The following is a 17,450-nucleotide window of genomic DNA, read 5'->3' on the forward strand; positions in this document are numbered from 1 at the left end:
CCCATCAGTAGCACAAACTGTGTATAGAAGGTTTTACAAAACCTTTCGTCTTCTACAACACAGCTCCGTCCTTCGTGATGCCTGATCATGAATTGCTTTAAAAGCCATCGGGTAGTAGCTGGCCTGATGGCTGCTCTCTACCCGATGACTCGTCAATAAGTGTTTAGTTTAGTTACGCTCGGGCCGCAGGTTGCGCACGGCGGCACCGGCCTGCCACATTTCGGAGTCGCGGAGTTCGGCCAGCTCGACTTCCAGCTTCTCGCGGTAGTCGGGCTGCGAGTTGCGGGTGATGCTGATTTCGGCTTGCTCCTGCGATTTTACCGAGTTGTAGAGCTGCTCGAAAACCGGTTTGGTCGCGTCGCGGAAGGGTTTCCACCAGTCGAGAGCACCGCGCTGGGCCGTGGTCGAGCAGTTGGCGTACATCCAGTCCATGCCGTTCTCGGCTACCAGTGGCATCAGCGACTGGGTTAGCTCTTCGACCGTTTCGTTGAAAGCCTCAGAGGGGCTGTGGCCGTTAGCGCGCAGCACTTCGTACTGGGCGGCAAAAATACCCTGGATAGCGCCCATCAGCGTGCCGCGCTCACCCGTCAGGTCGGAGGTTACTTCTTTATAGAAATCGGTTTCGAACAGGTAGCCCGAGCCAACGCCGATTCCCATGGCGATGCATTTCTCGCGAGCCTGGCCGCTGGCATCCTGATAGATGGCAAACGACGAGTTCAGGCCTTTTCCTTCTACGAACAACCGGCGCAGCGACGTACCCGAGCCTTTCGGCGCTACAAGGAATACATCAACGTCGGCCGGGGGAACGATACCGGTTTTCTCTTTGTAGGTTACGCCGAAGCCGTGGGAGAAGTAGAGCGATTTGCCGGGCTTCAGCGCAGCTTTTACCGTTGGCCACAGTTCGATCTGGGCGGCATCGGACAGCAGGAAGCAGATGATGGTGCCGCGTTCCAGCGCTTCGTCAATATCAAACAGCGTTTCGCCCGGTACCCAGCCATCGGCTACCGCCTTGTCGTAGGTTTTTCCTTTGCGCTGGCCCACAATGACGTTGAAGCCGTTATCGCGCATGTTGAGCGACTGGCCAGGACCTTGTACACCGTAACCAATAACGGCGATTGTTTCGTTTTTGAGGGTTTCCAGCGCTTTCTCGAGCGGGAATTCTTCGCGGGTTACGACGTTTTCTACGGTTCCGCCGAAGTTAATTTGTGCCATTTGTGGTACTCTTTTTAGTTGTAAAAAAATAGTGGTTGCAATCGTGTTGCTGCTGTTCCAGTGCCTTTTCTGGCCAGGACCCGAGCGGGCCAATGGTCTAGAGGTAATAGGCCCATTCGGCTTCGGGCAGGTACTCGACCAGGCCCTGCTCCGTTTTGCCGACGGCGACCCGGCCCGACCGGACGAACTCCAGAATGTCGTGCTGCTGGCGGATGTAGGCAAAAAAATCGAAGATGTCCGTTTCGGTGCCCGTCTTCTCGACCACTACATAATCCAGCCCCCAGTATACGACCCAGGCTTTGTATTTGCTGTTGATCGTTTCGACGTCGAGGGGTTTGGCGCCCAGCGGAGTCGAAATCTTGAACATGGCAATTTCGTTGTAGACGATCTCGTCGTTGAGGTAGCCGAAAACAGCCATCACCTCTACGATTTTTCGGATCTGCCGAACCAGCTTTTCCACTTCTTCGCGCGACTCGTGCTTGATCACGATCGTAAAACGGGATACCCCTTTCCGCTCGGTTTCCGATACAGTCAGGCTTTCAATATTGATGCGCCGGCGCGTGAAAATGATCGTGATGCGGTTCAACAGCCCGATCGTATTCGACGTAAAAACGCAAATGGTGTAAGTTGTCATGGTATAAGACATTTATTGTCACTGAACCAGTCTGTCAGGAGCGGCCTACCTGCCGGGTACCCGCAGCCATAAATAGCCAATGACGAATGGTCTGCCAACTTGATTTTTATAAACAAGCCCCGGGCCAGCGTGGCCATCATACCGGTCAGGCAGCATCGCCCGCTGCACACTAGGTCAGTCGAATCTGCGATACGCTGGTGCCGGCGGGTACCATCGGAAACACGTTTTCTTCTTTCTCTACAATGACTTCGAGTAGATACGGACCGTCGTGGGCCAGCATCCGGTCGAGCGATTCGGACAGGGTTTCGCGCTCGGAGCAGGTGTGCCCGTCCATGCCGAACCCTTTGGCAATAGTGATAAAGTCCGGGTTTTGCAGTTCTACGAACGAGTAGCGCCGTTCATGGAATAGCTGCTGCCACTGCCGAACCATACCCAGAAAGTTATTATTCAGGATGATGGCCTTAACGGGTTGTTTGTTCTGCACAATGGTGCCCAACTCCTGCAGGGTCATCTGGAAACAGCCATCTCCGATGATCGCCACCACCGTGCGGTCGGGCGCACCCACTTTGGTGCCGAACGCGGCTGGTAATGCAAACCCCATCGTGCCCATACCGCCCGACGTAACCAGGCTGTTGGGTCGGCGGAACTGGTAATAGCGGGAAGCCATCATCTGATGCTGCCCTACGTCGGTAACCAGTACGGCCTCGCCGTTGGTTTTCTTCGACAGCAGGTCAATGACCTCACCCATCTGGATTTTCTCGCTCTCGCCGGAGAGGCTTGGTACGGTGATGGTCTCGTTTTCGATGGCATCATATTTCCGGAACTCATTTCGCCAGACAGTATGGTCGTTGGGGTGAACGAGTTTCAGCAGCGCTTTGAGGGCTTCTTTGGCGTCGCCCACCACGGGCGCGTCGGCTTTGATGATCTTATCGATTTCGGAAGGATCGATCTCAATATGAATGACCTTGGCCTGTTTGATGTATTTGCTGGCGTCGCCCGTAACCCGATCATCGAAACGCATGCCGATAGCAATGATCACGTCGGCTTCGTCGGTCAGTACGTTGGGGCCGTAGTTGCCGTGCATTCCGAGCCAGCCCACGTATAGCGGGTGGTCGGTCGAAATGGTCGACTGGCCCAGCAGGGTGGTAGCTACCGGAATGCCGGTTTTCTCCGCAAACTGTCGTAGCTCGTCTTCGGCTTTTGCGAGCTGTACCCCGTGTCCGGCCAGGATGTAAGGCCGTTTGGCTCCGTTGATCAGTTTGGCAGCTGCCTCAACCTGTTCAGGTTTGGGAACGATACGGGGCCGATAGCTGATAATGGTCCTGCACCGCTCGTACGAGTAGGGTTGCGTCATCAGCTCCAACTGGGCACTTTTGGTGATATCGATCAATACCGGTCCGGGACGACCCGACTGGGCAATGTAGAAGGCCCGGGCTATGATTTCGGGAACTTCGTCGGCGGTTGTGATCTGATAGTTCCATTTCGTAATCGGCATGGTAACGCCCATTACATCGGCCTCCTGAAAGGCGTCGGTACCGAGCAGCTTTTTACCGACCTGACCCACGATGCAAACCAGGGGTGTTGAGTCGATCAGGGCATCGGCAATGGGCGTAACGAGGTTGGTGGCACCCGGTCCGGAGGTGACCAGACACACGCCTGCCCGACCCTGCATCCGGGCATAGCCCTGGGCTGCGTGGCCTGCCCCCTGTTCATGCCGCACAAGAATGTGGTTGATGCGGTCCTGAAAGTCGTACAGGGCGTCATAAACAGGCATGATGGCTCCGCCGGGGTAGCCGAAAATGGTATCGACCTGCTCGGCAACGAGGGAGTGCATCAGGGCCTGAGCGCCAGAGAGGAGCTGAACCGTCTCGGGCGTAGTATCTATATCGGGTGTCACGCTGGCCGTTTCCATAAGGGGGTGCGTTTAATATGTTCCGTCGTTTGTTGTGTGCTGTGGTTAGTTACGGCTGGCAATCAGAAGCCCGGTCGACCAGGCCAGTTTGACCAGGTGCAGGTCGTGGCGGCCTTCGAGTTCGCGGACGAGTTTATCGACATTGTCGCCATGACCGTCGGGCCAGTTGGGTTGGGGCAGCATGTCGTCAAGGACGTACAGGCCACCCGGCGCCAGGGCGTTCAGGGTAGCGTCGAGGTTGGCGTATTTACCCGGCCAGGCGTCTGCAAAAATCAGGTCGAATGTCTGATCGGTTGTTTCCAGCCAGTTTCCGGCGTCGGCGCACACCAGCTGAAGGCGGGCGTCGGCACCCAGGACCTGGCGGGCTATGGCCTGATAGGCCGGTTCGTTATCGATCGATGTCAGCGTTGAGTCGGCGTCCATACCGGCCAGGAGCCAGGCGGTAGCCAGTCCGGTACCCGTTCCAATTTCCAGCAGCTTCGATTTGGGTTTCGAAGCCGCCAGCAGTTTCAGTATAGCCCCCGTTTGCCGGTCCGATGGCATCGAAAAGCGAATGGTCTGACTGGCCGCTTCAATGTCGGCATAGGCAGGGGGCAGTGTATGAACGTCGTCACTGAACATGCTGTAAGTCGTTTTCTCAGAATTCGTCGGTTACGCAGCCTTCGCTGGCCGACTTTACGTTCCGGATGTATTTGCCCAGCACGCCCTTGCTGAACCGCGGCTGGGGCTGTACCCAGTGGCTTCGGCGCTCGGCCAGCTCGTCGTCCGATACGTGCAGGGTAAGCTCACGACCAACGGCATCGAGCGTGATCAGGTCGCCATCTTTTACCAGCGCGATCGGTCCGCCTTCGAAGGCCTCGGGGGTAACGTGACCTACCACAAACCCGTGGGTGCCGCCCGAAAAACGCCCGTCAGTGATCAGCGCTACTTTGTCGCCCAGGCCCGCGCCCATGATGGCCGAGGTGGGCTTCAGCATTTCGCTCATACCCGGACCGCCTTTGGGGCCGCTGTTCCGGATTACGATGACCTGACCCGGTAGAATCTCGCCTTTCGACAGCGCTTCTATGACTTCACCCTCGTGTTCGCATACTTTGGCGACTCCTTCGAAGCGTTCGCCTTCCTTACCCGTAATTTTAGCTACGGAGCCGGTGGGAGCGAGGTTGCCGCGCAGGATCTGGATATGGCCGGTTTTTTTGATCGGCTGCGTCAGCGGAAATACGATTTTCTGCGTGTCGAAATTCAGGTCAGGTGCGTCGGCGAGGTTTTCGGCAACCGTTTTGCCCGTTACGGTCATGCAGTCGCCGTGGATCATACCCTGCTGATAGAGGTATTTCATCACCGCTGGTACACCACCGATCGCCAGCATGTCTTCCATATAATACTTGCCGCTGGGCTTCAGGTCGGCCAGCAAAGGGGTACGGTCGCTGATGGCCTGGATATCGTCGAGGGATAATGACAGATTGGCGGCCCGGGCAATGGCGAGGTAGTGCAACACCGCGTTGGTAGAGCCGCCGAGCGCCATAACGATGGTCAGCGCGTTCTCGATGGATTTGGTCGTAATGATGTCGGCCGGGGTGATATTCTGTTCGAGCAGCACACGCATGGCAGCTCCAATCTTCTTACACTCTTCCTGTTTGCCTTCGTGCGTTGCGGGGTAGCTGCTGCTAAAGGGCAGGCTGAGGCCCATTGCTTCGATGCTGCTGGCCATGGTATTGGCCGTATACATACCTCCGCAGGCACCCGCCCCGGGAATGGCATTGCGAATAACGCCTTCGTAATCTTCGTCGGAGATGTTGTTGGCGTATTTTTTGCCCAGGGCCTCGAACGCCGATACGATGTCAAGTTTCTGACCTTTATAATGGCCCGAACGGATCGTGCCGCCGTACACCATAATGCCGGGCCGGTCGAGACGAGCCATTGCCATAACAGCGCCCGGCATGTTCTTATCGCAGCCGACCACCGTGACGACACCGTCGTACCACTGAGCCGCCACGACCGATTCGATGCTGTCGGCGATCAGATCGCGGCTGGGCAGCGAATACTGCATGCCAGCATTTCCGTTGGTCATGCCGTCCGACACACCGATGGTATTAAAAATAAGCCCAACTAACCCATTAGCCTGAATGCCCTGTTTCACGTAAACGGATAATCCGTTCAGATGCATGTTGCAGGTATTGCCCTCGTAACCAGTACTGGCGATACCGATCTGAGGCTTTTGCATATCATCTTCCGTGAGTCCTACCCCATAAAGCATGGCTTTGGCAGCAGGATTGCTTACTTCCTGAGTGAGGGTGCGGCTAAAGGCGTTTAGTTCGGTGTTTTTAGTAATCATGCTTATAGCGAAATTTCGCTGATTGCGTAATGTTGCCGTAAATAAACAGTCTCCGTCTAACTTATCAAAATTTTTTGGGCAAATCCTGACCAAAGAAACTCATAGGCTCGCCGTAGTCTCTGACTCCTGTTTTTGCACCGGCGAGAAGGATCGGAGTCATCTGTTGCGGATCTATGATATTACTTTTACTTTGTACTTAATTTGATGAATGGTATCCCTTTGAAAATCCACGTTTATATGAAACAAGCATATACGCTGCTGCTGACGGCCGGTTTTTGTGCTACCCTTACCATGACCCATGCACAAAGTCAGATCGTAACTCCTGATAATCAGGTGGTCAGTATTCAATCTGTAAACGGTACAAACAACCTGTTCATTGGGCAGAGTACTACGGCTACGATTGGCGGAACCGGAACCTTCAATACGTTTATGGGGAGCCAGTCGGGACAGAGCAACACCTCGGGTTCCTACAATACGTACTACGGCTACAAAGCGGGTTTTCCGAACACCACCGGCAGCAACAACACCCTGGTTGGTTACGAAGCTGGCAAACTGAACATATCGGGTAGCGACAACGTATTTATCGGTTATAACGCTGGCCAGCGTAATCAGGGCGGTCACCGGAACGTGATCATGGGTACGGGCGCTGGCTTTAATGATCTGGACGGTAACGACAATACCCTGCTGGGCGCTAACGCTATGGCCATCGGGGTCGGCCTGTCGAATGCTACGGCGATCGGAGCCAATGCCCGCGTACTGAGCAGCAATGCCCTCGTGCTGGGTAATGGCGCAAACGTCGGCATCGGCACCTCGTCGCCCGTGGCCAAACTCGACGTGGTGGCTGACCAGCCTGACCAGAGCGGCCTGCGCTTTGGCCAGCTGAACGACCGAAGCCCTGTTTCGGCTCGTACCGATCGATTCCTGAGCGTCAACGAGCGGGGCGAGGTGGTGATGGCTACCTACCGGCTGCGCGTCAATGAACCTACCGACTGGGCGGATCGGGTTTTTGCGCCGACCTACCGGCTCCGGCCCTTGAGTGAAGTAGCCCAGTTCATCAGAGCCAACCAGCATTTGCCAGGCATTCCATCGGCCGAAGAGGTCACCCGTGAGGGGGTCGATCTGGTGCAGATGAACGCCAAACTGCTGGAAAAAGTAGAAGAGCTGACCCTGTACGTAATTGAACTGCAACGGCAGGTGAACGAGCTGAAGTCGGCCGGTGCCGTTCAAAAGCCGGTTAAGTAAACGGGAGTCAGACCGCTTTCCCTTATTTTTGCGGCATGACAACCGAAACCGCTTCTCACTACGATCATCTTGAGCAGATGTCGGTCCACGACCTGCTTACCAATATTAACCGCGAAGACAAAACAGTACCGCTGGCGGTTGAAAAAGCCATTCCTCAAATCGAGGCTCTGGTCACCGAGATCGTCAAACGCATGAAAGAAGGCGGACGGCTGATCTACATCGGCGCAGGTACCAGCGGTCGGCTGGGGGTTGTGGATGCGTCAGAGTGTCCGCCCACCTACGGTGTATCGCCCGACCTGGTCATTGGCCTGATCGCCGGTGGTGATAAAGCCATTCGGCGGGCCGTTGAATATGCCGAAGATGATCCGGACCAGGCCTGGCTGGATATAGCACCTTACCATCCTGAACCGCTCGATACGGTCATTGGTATTGCCGCTTCGGGGCGTACACCCTACGTGATTGGTGGCTTGGAGAAAGCCCGGGCGGCCGGATTGCTGACCGGTTGTGTGGTTTGTAACGAAGGTTCGGCGGTGGCGGCAGCGGCCGAATTCCCGGTAGAGGTTGTGGTAGGGCCCGAGTTTGTTACGGGCAGCACCCGCATGAAGTCCGGTACGGCCCAGAAGCTGGTGCTCAACATGATCTCGACATCGGCGATGATTCAGCTGGGCCGGGTAAAAGGAAATAAGATGGTCGATATGCAGTTATCGAACCTGAAACTACGCGACCGGGCAGCCAAGATGGTCATCAGCGAAACCGGGGTCGACTACGAGACCGCCGAGCAGCTGCTGGCCCAGTACGGCAGCGTCCGCAACGCCGTCGATCACTATCTGAACCCCTAACGGCTTTTCCCGCCGGTGCCTGGCGATGGGCTAGGCCGGCCGTTTACGCTGCCCCTTCTGGGGTAGTTTAGCACACTGCGATAAGGTCTGCGCTGTTTCGGCCAGACTATGAATAAGAATACCATGCTCAGCCGCTGGGGTCGCTTTCGCCGATGCCAGCGGCTGATTGGTTTGGTCGAGGAGCATATGCCAGCCGGGCTGGGCTGGGTCCGGAAAATAGCGGAACATGTATTCCTGAATACGCCTGAACCATTTCAGGCAGTCGGGCTGTCGGGTGTGGTAATAGCTTTTGATCAGGGCCGCGAGGGCTGCGGTATGAACCCAGGCCCATTTGTGTCGCGAATCAGGAAAAATGGTCGGCTGGCTTTTCAAATCGGTGAAGGCCACCAGGCCACCCGCGGTTTCGTCCCAGGCTTGTTCGCAGACGCGCAGCCCCCAGCTCACGACCTGACTCGCCAGCTTACGGGCCCCATTCCGATCCTGGATGGCCGCCATCAGATCCGGCTCGGCGCATAAACTCAGCTGGGCACTAACCACCCGGAAGGTGAGCCCAACGTGTTGCCGACGGCCTTCGGGCGTGTTCAGAAAAGCACCTTCGGGCAGGATAAACTCGCGCAGACTGTCAGAACGCCGGTCGAGGAATTCGGTCATCAGGTCGGCCTGTACCGTTTCTACTGCGTCTTTAACCCCTTCTTCGTCCAGCAATGGCCAGATGGCCAGCACCGCTTCCAGCAAGGCTGCCGGCTCGCTCAGATGACGTACCGACCGAAAGCCGCCAACGGTGCCGGCCTGCTCGGTACGGACGGAGATTCGCCGGGCCATCAGGTTGGCAAAGGTTTGTTTTGCCAGCATAGCCCATTCATCGCTGCCGGTGGCCCGGTATAGCTGAACGTAGGCCAGTATCACTGAGCAGTCCGGCACCAAATCGACCGCGGGGGCAATCGGTCGCCCCAGCCGATCCAGGATGCTGTAACAGTTGAGCGTCGGATCGTGGGCAAACTGACTCAAAAAATCGCCACCCCGCTGCGCATGCTGAAGATAAGCGGGCTGGGCGTCGAGCTGGTTATACAGCCAGGCGAAAACCCAGGCTTGCCGGGCCTGCGCCGTAACAAACTTATCGCCTTCAATGACCTCGCCCGTTGTCGATAGCAGGTCGAAGTAACCTCCGTACTGGGGGTCGGGGGCGTTTTTAAGGTAGAAAGGAAGGATCTGCCGGGTCAGGGCCTGTACATAATCGGCAGCGGATTTCTGGAAGTCAAGCACAAGGGTAAAGATAAGCGCCCGCACAAACGAAGCAGGCGGGCTGAAACAGAATTTATCCGCTCCAGCCCGCCTGTTGTGTCTATGTTGCTGTTAGTAAGACCGCTCCAGCTCGCGCTGTTCTTTGTCTTCGGGCAGAATAAACTTCATGGGTTTACCAACCTGACCGGGCAGCAGCGCAATGTCGAGCACCTGATCGACGGTGTCGGCATAATGGAATGTCAGGTCTTTGATATAGGCCAGGTTAATCTCGTCGATATCTTTCCGGTTTTTCGAGCACAGGATGATCTCTTTGATACCCGCCCGGTTGGCTGCCAGGATTTTCTCTTTGATACCACCAACGGGCAGCACTTTGCCGCGCAGGGTTACCTCGCCGGTCATAGCCAGGTACGGCCGAACCTTACGCTGGGTATAGATCGACGCCATCGATGTTAGCATGGTGATACCCGCCGACGGGCCATCTTTAGGAACGGCACCCGCTGGTATGTGAACGTGCAGATCATAATGGTTGAACGTCCGGTAGTCGATGCCCAGATCGTCGGCGTGGGCCTTCAGGTACGACAGCGCCGTTATCGCCGACTCTTTCATCACATCGCCCAGCTGACCCGATAGCGTCAGGGTTCCTTTGCCGCGGCTCAGGCTGCTTTCGATCAGCAGAATTTCGCCACCTACCTGGGTCCAGGCCAGGCCGGTAACGATGCCCGCAATGTCGTCGTCGGCGTAGAGTTCCTTGTCGAAAATCTCGGCTCCGATCATTTTTGGGATGTCCGCTGCTTTCACGACATGGTTGTATTCTTCTTCCATCGCGATCGACTTGGCCACTTTCCGAACCAGGGCGCCGATTTTCTGCTCCAGATTCCGGACGCCCGATTCGCGGGTGTAGCCTTCAATGATGCGCAGAATGGCTTTATCTTCAATGACCAGATCTTTGGGCTTCAGCCCGTGATCTTTGCGTTGTTTCGGAATCAGGTACTTCTTGGCGATCTGTACTTTTTCTTCGACCGTATAGCCCGCAATATCGATGATCTCCATCCGGTCGCGAAGAGCGGGGTGGATCGTATCGAGCGAATTGGCCGTGGCAATGAACAGTACCCGCGACAGATCAAACTCCGTTTCGAGGTAGTTGTCCATAAACGTACTGTTCTGCTCCGGGTCAAGCACTTCGAGCAGGGCCGACGATGGATCACCGCGGAAGTCGCTACTGACCTTGTCGATCTCATCCAGGATGAAAACCGGGTTGGCGGTGGCGCACTTGCGGATGTTCTGGATAATCTTGCCTGGCATGGCACCGATGTATGTTTTGCGGTGGCCGCGAATTTCGGCTTCGTCGTGTACGCCACCGAGCGCCATGCGGCTGTACTTACGCCCAAGGGCTTTGGCTACCGATTTGCCCAGCGAGGTTTTGCCGACACCCGGCGGGCCATACAGACACAGAATGGGCGCCTTCATGTCGTTCTTCAGCTTCAGAACGGCCAGGTATTCGATAATCCGTTCCTTTACCTTTTCGAGCCCGAAATGGTCGGTATCCAGGATTTTCTGCGCCCGCTTCAGGTCAAAATTGTCTTTCGTATACTCATTCCAGGGCAGGTCGACCATCAGCTCCACGTAATTCATCGTGACCGGATATTCCGGAGCCATGGGGTTGATGCGCTGTAGTTTATTGAGTTCCTTATCGAAATGAGCCCGGACTTCGGTCGACCATTTTTTTCGATCGGCCCGCATCCGTAGTTCGTCGATTTCCCGGTCGGGGTTGTCCATGCCCAGCTCGTCCTGCAGCACTTTCATCTGCTGCCTCAGGTAATAATCGCGCTGTTGCTGATCGAGGTCCGACGACGCTTTGGACTGGATTTCGCGCTTGAGTTCGAGCAGTTGCACCTCGCGCAGCATGTACTCAAGCAGCAGATTGGCCTGCTGACCACCGTCCAGCGTTTCGAGCAGCCGCTGTTTGTCGGCTACCTCGGTATTGAGGTTCGATGACAGGAAGTGAACCAGAAAGGTGGGGCTTTCGATGTTGTCGAGGGCAATTCGGGCTTCCTGCGGAATTTCGGGGTTGAGCCGAAGCATCTTATAAGCCGCATCCTTCAGCGACTGCAGCAGTGCCTTGCCTTCTTTGCGGTGTACATTCGGGAAGTTATCATCAACCTGACGAACCTGAGCCGTCATGTACGGATCTTCCTGGGTGAATTGCTGAATCTCGAACCGCTTCTTGCCTTGAATGATAATCGTGATGTTGCCGTCGGGCAGCGTAATCATCTTAATAATGTACGCCACCGTACCGAGCCGGTAGAGGTCATCGGCAGTCGGTTCATCTTTCTGCTGGTTAAGCTGAGCCGTTACGCCAATGATGCGATTACCCTTGTAGGCTTTCTTGACAAGACGAATTGACTTAGAGCGCCCAACCGTTACGGGAATAACCATGCCGGGAAACAGCACGGTATTACGTACGGGCAGAATGGGCAGATTATCGGGTATATCATACTCTTCATCCAGGCCTTCTGGGGGTCCGAACGGCACAATCTCCAAATTGTCCGAATCGAAATCGGCCAGCAACAAACGAGTAGCTAATTCTTTTTCTGAAATCATACGCACACTGCCAGTTTGGCAGCATTCAAACTAGTATTGGGTGTCTGTATCAATAAAAGGTAAGGAAACCTAATTGGGGCAAGAGGTGTGCCAATAATGACACTAAGACGAATCGGCACGTGGGTTGTTACAGCCGCAAAATAAGTATCCAATCCCCGGCTTAGCTAACGGGATTAAGCTATTGGATAGAAATCTCCTGAACGGACTGATTTTTACGAAAAACGAAGGTCTTTTTCTGTCCCTGGTACTGAACGTTGACCATATTGACCTGATCATCAAATAATTCCATAAAGACATTTTGCCTTAACAGCCCTCCTCTGAATGGTTCTGCATAAGGCATTTCCAGATACAGCCAGTGGGCGTCGGCTTCCGTTTCGTAACCGATGTATTGAAATGGCTTCGGTTGCTTCTGAGGATTTACGTAGGCAAAATGGGTACGGATGTATTTTTCGATCAGCGGATCGGTCTTGGCTTTTGAGTCCAGGTTGATTTTCTCGCTCGTCAGCGTACCCAGCGCCTTTTCCAGGTCGTCGGTGAAAACCCGGATGCTGATCTCAAAAACGCGGTCTTTCGGGTTGTACTGCATTTGCGTCACACTGGCATGGAAGTCGTGCGCCGGTCGGCCAGCCGACAGTCCAATGATAAGAAAGCAGAAACACGCCAATCTGAACACAGGAAACGGGTGATTGTACCAGCGCGACCTGACTTCGGTGAAGACTAATGGTCAGGTCGCGCCGATGGGCTTAGAAAACAGCTTTGAATACGTCGTTGAAGATAGCAAAAGCCATCAGACCGAGGAGAATGACCATGCCTACGCGCTGGGCTCCTTCCAGGAAACGGTCGGATGGCTTGCGGCCCGAGATGATTTCGTACCCCAGAATGGTAGCGTGGCCACCGTCAAGGGCCGGAATTGGCAGGGCATTCATGAACGCCAGCGCCATAGAAAGCAGACCCGTTACGGTCCAGAACCGATCCCATACCCAGATGCCGCCAAACAGATTCTGCGCAATACCGATCGGACCGCTCAGCGCTTTCGACGCCGACACCTCACCCCGGAAGATCTTGCCGAAGCCTTTGATGTTGTCATAAACCACGCCAAACGCTTTTTCGGTACCAACCCCCAGCGCCTGCCCGAACGTATATTCCTGGGTGGTCAGCTTAAGCAGCGACTTTTTGTAAAAACCGATAGTACCGTCTGGATTGGTGGTCATCCTGATGGTCAGGGGCTGGCCGTTCCGGCTGATGCCAAGAGCGAGCGCTTTGCCTTTGAGGGGCTTAACCTGATCGATAAATTCGTGATAGAACTGAATAGGTTTGCCGTTGATGCTGGTGATGAGGTCTCCTTCGCGCAGGCCGGCTTTCTGGGCGGGCTGCCCCGGTACCACTTCGCCTACTTTAAACGGCTCGCGGGCTTCGAGAAACTGCCCCGATGCGTTTTTCTTGTCGGCCAGTTTGTCGATGAAGTTATTCGGAATATCGATGTCGATCAGCTGACCGTTGCGGTCAACCGTGTAGGAGCTGTTGTTGCCCAGCAGCACTTCGGAGCTGCGCACGTCGCTGAAGTCGGTAATGGGTTTGCCGTTGACCTTTACGATCTTATCGCCGGTGCGAAGGCCGATCTGCTGAGCCAGGTCATAGGCTACAATGCCATATTTCGCATCCTGCACCGCCAGGTACGTATTTCCGTTTTTATAGGCCAGTACGACGAAAATCAGAATACCGACAATGACGTTGACGATAATGCCGCCGAGCATAACGATCAGGCGCTGCCAGGCTGGTTTGGCGCGAAACTCGTACGGCTGCGGTTCGGTATCGGTATGCTTGGTATCGAGCGACTCGTCAATCATTCCCGAAATTTTGACGAATCCGCCGAGCGGAATAGCGCCGACCCCATATTCGGTCTCGCCCCGCTTGATACTCCAGATTTTAGGCGGAAAACCAATGAAATACTGTTCTACCCGCATGCCAAATGCTTTGGCCGCAACCAAATGCCCTAATTCATGAAGGCCCACTAAGATGGACAAGCCCAGAATGAGCTGTCCGGCCATGATTAAAACTTCCATTCGTTACAAATTATGCTTTTTATACTACCGGCTGGCTGGTAAACGCTGTACGGAAAATGCTACAGTGAGTGGGAGTTGTACCGGAATAGTCCCGTTTTTATACCTAATTACCCGAGTTGTTATATCTGACCCGATTATCTGGCGAATATACCAACATAAAACGCTGCAATCCCGATATGAAGTACAGCATAGTAACGCTTAAACCAGGGTTTTGATTCGCTCGTCGGCAATCCGGCGTGTTTCTTTGTCTGTCGTTACGTAATCGTCGTAGGTTGGGTTCTGCACAAACGGTACCGTAACCAGACAGGACTCGATAACGTCCGATATGTCGAGGAATCCAAGGCGGTCGTGCAGGAACGCATCGACGGCTACTTCGTTGGCCGCGTTGATGATGCAGGGGGCGTTGCCGGCCCGGTCCAGCGCATCGAAAGCGAGCTGAAGGTTGCGGAACGTTTTCAGGTCGGGCTGCTCGAACGTCAGCGCCGGGTAGTCCAGGAAGTTGAACCGTGGAAAGTCGGATCTGAGCCGATTCGGATACCCCAGCGCAAACTGAATAGGCAGGCGCATATCGGGCAGGCCCATCTGCGCTTTCAGGCTCCCGTCTTCAAACTGTACCAGCGAGTGAATGATACTTTGCGGATGGACGATCACCTCTACCTGATCGGGCGAGAGGCCGAACAGCCATTTTGCTTCGATGACTTCCAGGCCTTTGTTCATCAGTGTGGCCGAGTCGATGGTGATTTTAGCGCCCATTGTCCAGTTCGGATGCTTCAGCGCCTGCGCTTTGGTAACCCCTGCCAGAAAAGCCCGGTCTTTACCCCGGAATGGCCCACCCGACGCGGTCAGGATAATTTTTTCGATGGGGTTGTGAAACTCGCCCACCAGGCACTGAAAAATAGCCGAATGTTCAGAATCGACGGGGTAGATATTGACGCCTTTGCTGGCGGCCAGCTGGGTAATCAGCTCGCCCGCCACAACGAGCGTTTCCTTATTGGCCAGCGCGATGGATTTGCCGGCTTCGATGGCTTTGATGGTAGGCAGCAGACCCGCGTAGCCAACCATAGCCGTCAGGACCATGTCGATGCTATCCATCTGCACTACCGACGCAATGGCGCTGGCACCGGCGTATACCTTGATCCCGAGCGGATCGAGGGCCGAAAAAACCTGGTTGTACCGGTCTTCGTTGCAGATAACGACTACGTTTGGCTGCAGGTCGATAGCCTGTTGAATCAGTAGTTCAGCGTTGTTATTGGTCGTCAGCACTTCGACCTGAAACTGGTCGGCATGCGCTTTAACGACGTCTACGGCCTGCGTACCGATCGAACCCGTTGAGCCAAGGATGGCAATATGCCGTTTGGGAGATTTAGTCATGTATGCTCTAATAAGTCAAAGTTAACTTTGACGTTCAGTTCTTCTTCGACGGCGCGGATGTAGTATATAGTGCTTTTATAGACAGGCGAAGCTAGCCGCCAGTCAATGAACTCTTGGCCGGTCAACCCAGACAAGGCAAGGTCATCTTTAAGCCGTTGAATGTAATAAATACGGGCTTTGTCTAGCTGTTCATCGTCCAGCTTCAAATAGCTTCTCAAATTTTTAGCTTCAATATCGTCCTCATTGCTTAAAATATACTGCCCGTTACTGTATACAATACGCTCCTGAAGATCCTCAGAGGTTGGATGTAAGATTGGCTGATGTTTGAGCCAACGTGCTGTATGGCCTTTCTCTGTATTCCATTGTGCTTTCACAAGGAACCAGTTTTGGTAGCCATCCTGATCAGTATTTTTGAGTGTTGGATTAAAATGCTCAACATCAGCTTTGTCAGCCCTCCCCAAATATTCTTCAGTATAAGCACAAATAGAATTTTGTTCAGCTCGTAATAAATTCGCTATTTGTTTTCCGTTTCCTTCCCGGTAAGACAAACTTTCCTGAACAATAAGCGAATCAGATTTTTTTTCAATTCTTCTCATCGAGAGTAGCTACAGGGAAATTGTAATCGTTTCCAAGTTTTGCTCGTTCAGCAATCAACTCCATTTTGCGTTGAGTGTCTGACTCATTCTTTATTCGAGAAGCCAGATCCAGATACTTTCGATAGGCCTTTACACCTTCGTCTGGTACTAGGGGACTCATACCAAAATCCTTTCTTAAAATATCGTTTGGGTCGTCACCAATTGGAGCCACGCCGTTGCGACATTTCACCTCACCGTTCTCATCAAAATGTAAAATAAATCGTTCACATGGCTCAAACGCTGATGCGATAATAGGCGAATGAGTAGCAAAAAAGAACTGAGCTTCGGGAGCAAGAGAGGTATAATAATCGATTAAACCTCGTTGAATATCAGGAAATAACGAGCGTTCGGGTTCGTCAAATAATATAACTCCGTCATTGATTTGGCTTTTGTATATAGGAATGGCGGTTACCATTAATTGCTTGGTACCAGTGCTAATACCATTGAAAGATAGCTGTTTCCCTCTTTTTGTCTTTATTACAATTAAGGCTTCAGTTCCTTCTGTATCAACTTCAAGAAAAAAGTCTTTTAAAATTGGATTTAAACAATTTGAAGCTATGTCAAGCTTAGGATTAGGATTTTCTGTTTGCCATTTGCTTAAGTTTTCAGATAAGCGATTTGGAGAAAAGCTATTGTTTTTTTGAATAAGATCGATAGCTACTTTCTTTAAACTTTCGTCATATCTTTCAATGTCATTAAGTAAATAAGACCATAAATAACGACCATCCCAAGAATGAAAAGCCATTATTTTTGACGCTGTTAGTCTTTCAATTACTTCTTGTTTTTTCTCATTACTAAGATAAATTTCATCAGTACTAGCGATATATGATCTATTGTCATCGTTTCTATTTGCGGTGAGATTATGTGCGTTGCTAAGAGCAGAATCGTTAATATACAAACATAGCTTGTTGTAAGATTTGATAGCGTTACGAACATTGGTAGGTTGAGATGTAATCCAATCTAAACTACTACCTGCAATATCTTTATCGTTATTTACCTGCCAATCTGAAATATTACGAAGATACTTGGAGCTGAAGCTAACTTCTTGGTTAGAAATTTTTGCATGTACAGATATGCTGGCTTTAAATGTTTCGTAATGGCTTACTGAAGAAATTGAAAATCTATTCGTTGAAAATTGATATCCATCATTTACAACTTGGAAAAAATCCCAAATAATGTTAAGTAACGTTGTCTTACCCGTCCCACTTTGCCCAATGAAGCACACTTTCTCTAAGGGCTGCCCTTCTTTCGGGTGGCCTTCGGGATATGTAAAATCAAACTTTATATTTTTAAATTGGCGGTAGTCACCAATTTCGATGCCGGTTATCTTCATTTTTCCTCTTTTCTAACTGAGAATAAAACTATTA

At 53.0% G+C, this 17,450-nt stretch carries 14 protein-coding genes; 2 read left to right on the forward strand and 12 right to left on the reverse strand.

Going from position 1 to position 17,450, the window contains the following annotated elements:
• Positions 1–168: 168 nt before the first annotated feature.
• The 5 genes from ilvC to ilvD form a co-directional block, all read right to left on the reverse strand.
• Entirely contained in the window at positions 169–1,212 is a 1,044-nt protein-coding gene (ilvC, locus tag FBR45_RS00075; protein WP_138498215.1) for a ketol-acid reductoisomerase, read from the reverse strand.
• 97 nt (positions 1,213–1,309) lie between these two features.
• Positions 1,310–1,846 carry an acetolactate synthase small subunit gene (gene ilvN, locus FBR45_RS00080; protein WP_077923757.1) on the reverse strand — a complete coding sequence of 179 codons (537 nt, stop codon included), beginning with the start codon at positions 1,844–1,846 and terminating at the stop codon, positions 1,310–1,312.
• Between the two features lie 169 nt (positions 1,847–2,015).
• On the reverse strand, positions 2,016–3,758 hold the full coding sequence (ilvB, locus tag FBR45_RS00085) for a biosynthetic-type acetolactate synthase large subunit (RefSeq protein ID WP_138498217.1): 1,743 nt from the start codon (positions 3,756–3,758) through the stop codon (positions 2,016–2,018).
• A gap of 45 nt (positions 3,759–3,803) precedes the next feature.
• Positions 3,804–4,379, reverse strand: a complete 576-nt coding sequence (locus tag FBR45_RS00090) for an O-methyltransferase (RefSeq protein WP_138498219.1) — start codon at positions 4,377–4,379, stop codon at positions 3,804–3,806.
• A 16-nt stretch (positions 4,380–4,395) separates the two neighbouring features.
• Positions 4,396–6,090: a dihydroxy-acid dehydratase gene (ilvD, locus tag FBR45_RS00095; protein WP_138498220.1), complete on the reverse strand. Its 1,695-nt coding sequence runs from the start codon at positions 6,088–6,090 to the stop codon at positions 4,396–4,398.
• 237 nt (positions 6,091–6,327) lie between these two features.
• Here ilvD and FBR45_RS00100 point away from each other — a divergent pair, with 237 nt between their 5' ends.
• Together FBR45_RS00100 and murQ are read left to right on the forward strand one after the other, a co-directional pair.
• Positions 6,328–7,332 carry a hypothetical protein gene (locus FBR45_RS00100; protein ID WP_246082054.1) on the forward strand — a complete coding sequence of 335 codons (1,005 nt, stop codon included), beginning with the start codon at positions 6,328–6,330 and terminating at the stop codon, positions 7,330–7,332.
• 35 nt (positions 7,333–7,367) lie between these two features.
• The gene (gene murQ / locus FBR45_RS00105; protein ID WP_138498222.1) at positions 7,368–8,171 is read left to right on the forward strand and encodes an N-acetylmuramic acid 6-phosphate etherase; all 804 of its coding nucleotides are present in this window, start codon (positions 7,368–7,370) and stop codon (positions 8,169–8,171) included.
• A 30-nt stretch (positions 8,172–8,201) separates the two neighbouring features.
• On the opposite strand, the gene FBR45_RS00110 is transcribed toward murQ, so the two are convergent.
• From FBR45_RS00110 to FBR45_RS00140, 7 genes are all read right to left on the reverse strand, one after another.
• A complete protein-coding gene (locus FBR45_RS00110) occupies positions 8,202–9,458 on the reverse strand; it encodes an AGE family epimerase/isomerase (RefSeq protein ID WP_246082055.1) in 1,257 nt (418 codons plus the stop codon).
• Positions 9,459–9,524: 66 nt separating this feature from the next.
• Positions 9,525–12,014 carry an endopeptidase La gene (gene lon, locus FBR45_RS00115; protein WP_138498227.1) on the reverse strand — a complete coding sequence of 830 codons (2,490 nt, stop codon included), beginning with the start codon at positions 12,012–12,014 and terminating at the stop codon, positions 9,525–9,527.
• A gap of 178 nt (positions 12,015–12,192) precedes the next feature.
• Positions 12,193–12,687, reverse strand: coding sequence for a DUF6702 family protein (locus FBR45_RS00120; RefSeq protein WP_246082056.1), 495 nt, complete (start codon positions 12,685–12,687; stop codon positions 12,193–12,195).
• A 70-nt stretch (positions 12,688–12,757) separates the two neighbouring features.
• Positions 12,758–14,077 carry an RIP metalloprotease RseP gene (rseP, locus tag FBR45_RS00125; protein WP_138498229.1) on the reverse strand — a complete coding sequence of 440 codons (1,320 nt, stop codon included), beginning with the start codon at positions 14,075–14,077 and terminating at the stop codon, positions 12,758–12,760.
• A 198-nt stretch (positions 14,078–14,275) separates the two neighbouring features.
• Complete coding sequence (locus FBR45_RS00130) at positions 14,276–15,448, reverse strand: 1-deoxy-D-xylulose-5-phosphate reductoisomerase (protein ID WP_138498231.1); 1,173 nt, start codon at positions 15,446–15,448, stop codon at positions 14,276–14,278.
• Complete coding sequence (locus FBR45_RS00135; RefSeq protein ID WP_138498233.1) at positions 15,445–16,044, reverse strand: hypothetical protein; 600 nt, start codon at positions 16,042–16,044, stop codon at positions 15,445–15,447. Before FBR45_RS00135 ends, FBR45_RS00130 begins: the two co-directional genes overlap by 4 nt.
• On the reverse strand, positions 16,031–17,416 hold the full coding sequence (locus tag FBR45_RS00140; protein WP_138498235.1) for an AAA family ATPase: 1,386 nt from the start codon (positions 17,414–17,416) through the stop codon (positions 16,031–16,033). Before FBR45_RS00140 ends, FBR45_RS00135 begins: the two co-directional genes overlap by 14 nt.
• Positions 17,417–17,450: the final 34 nt, after the last annotated feature.

The organism is Spirosoma lacussanchae (genome assembly GCF_005870035.1).
Lineage (GTDB): Bacteria > Bacteroidota > Bacteroidia > Cytophagales > Spirosomataceae > Spirosoma > Spirosoma lacussanchae.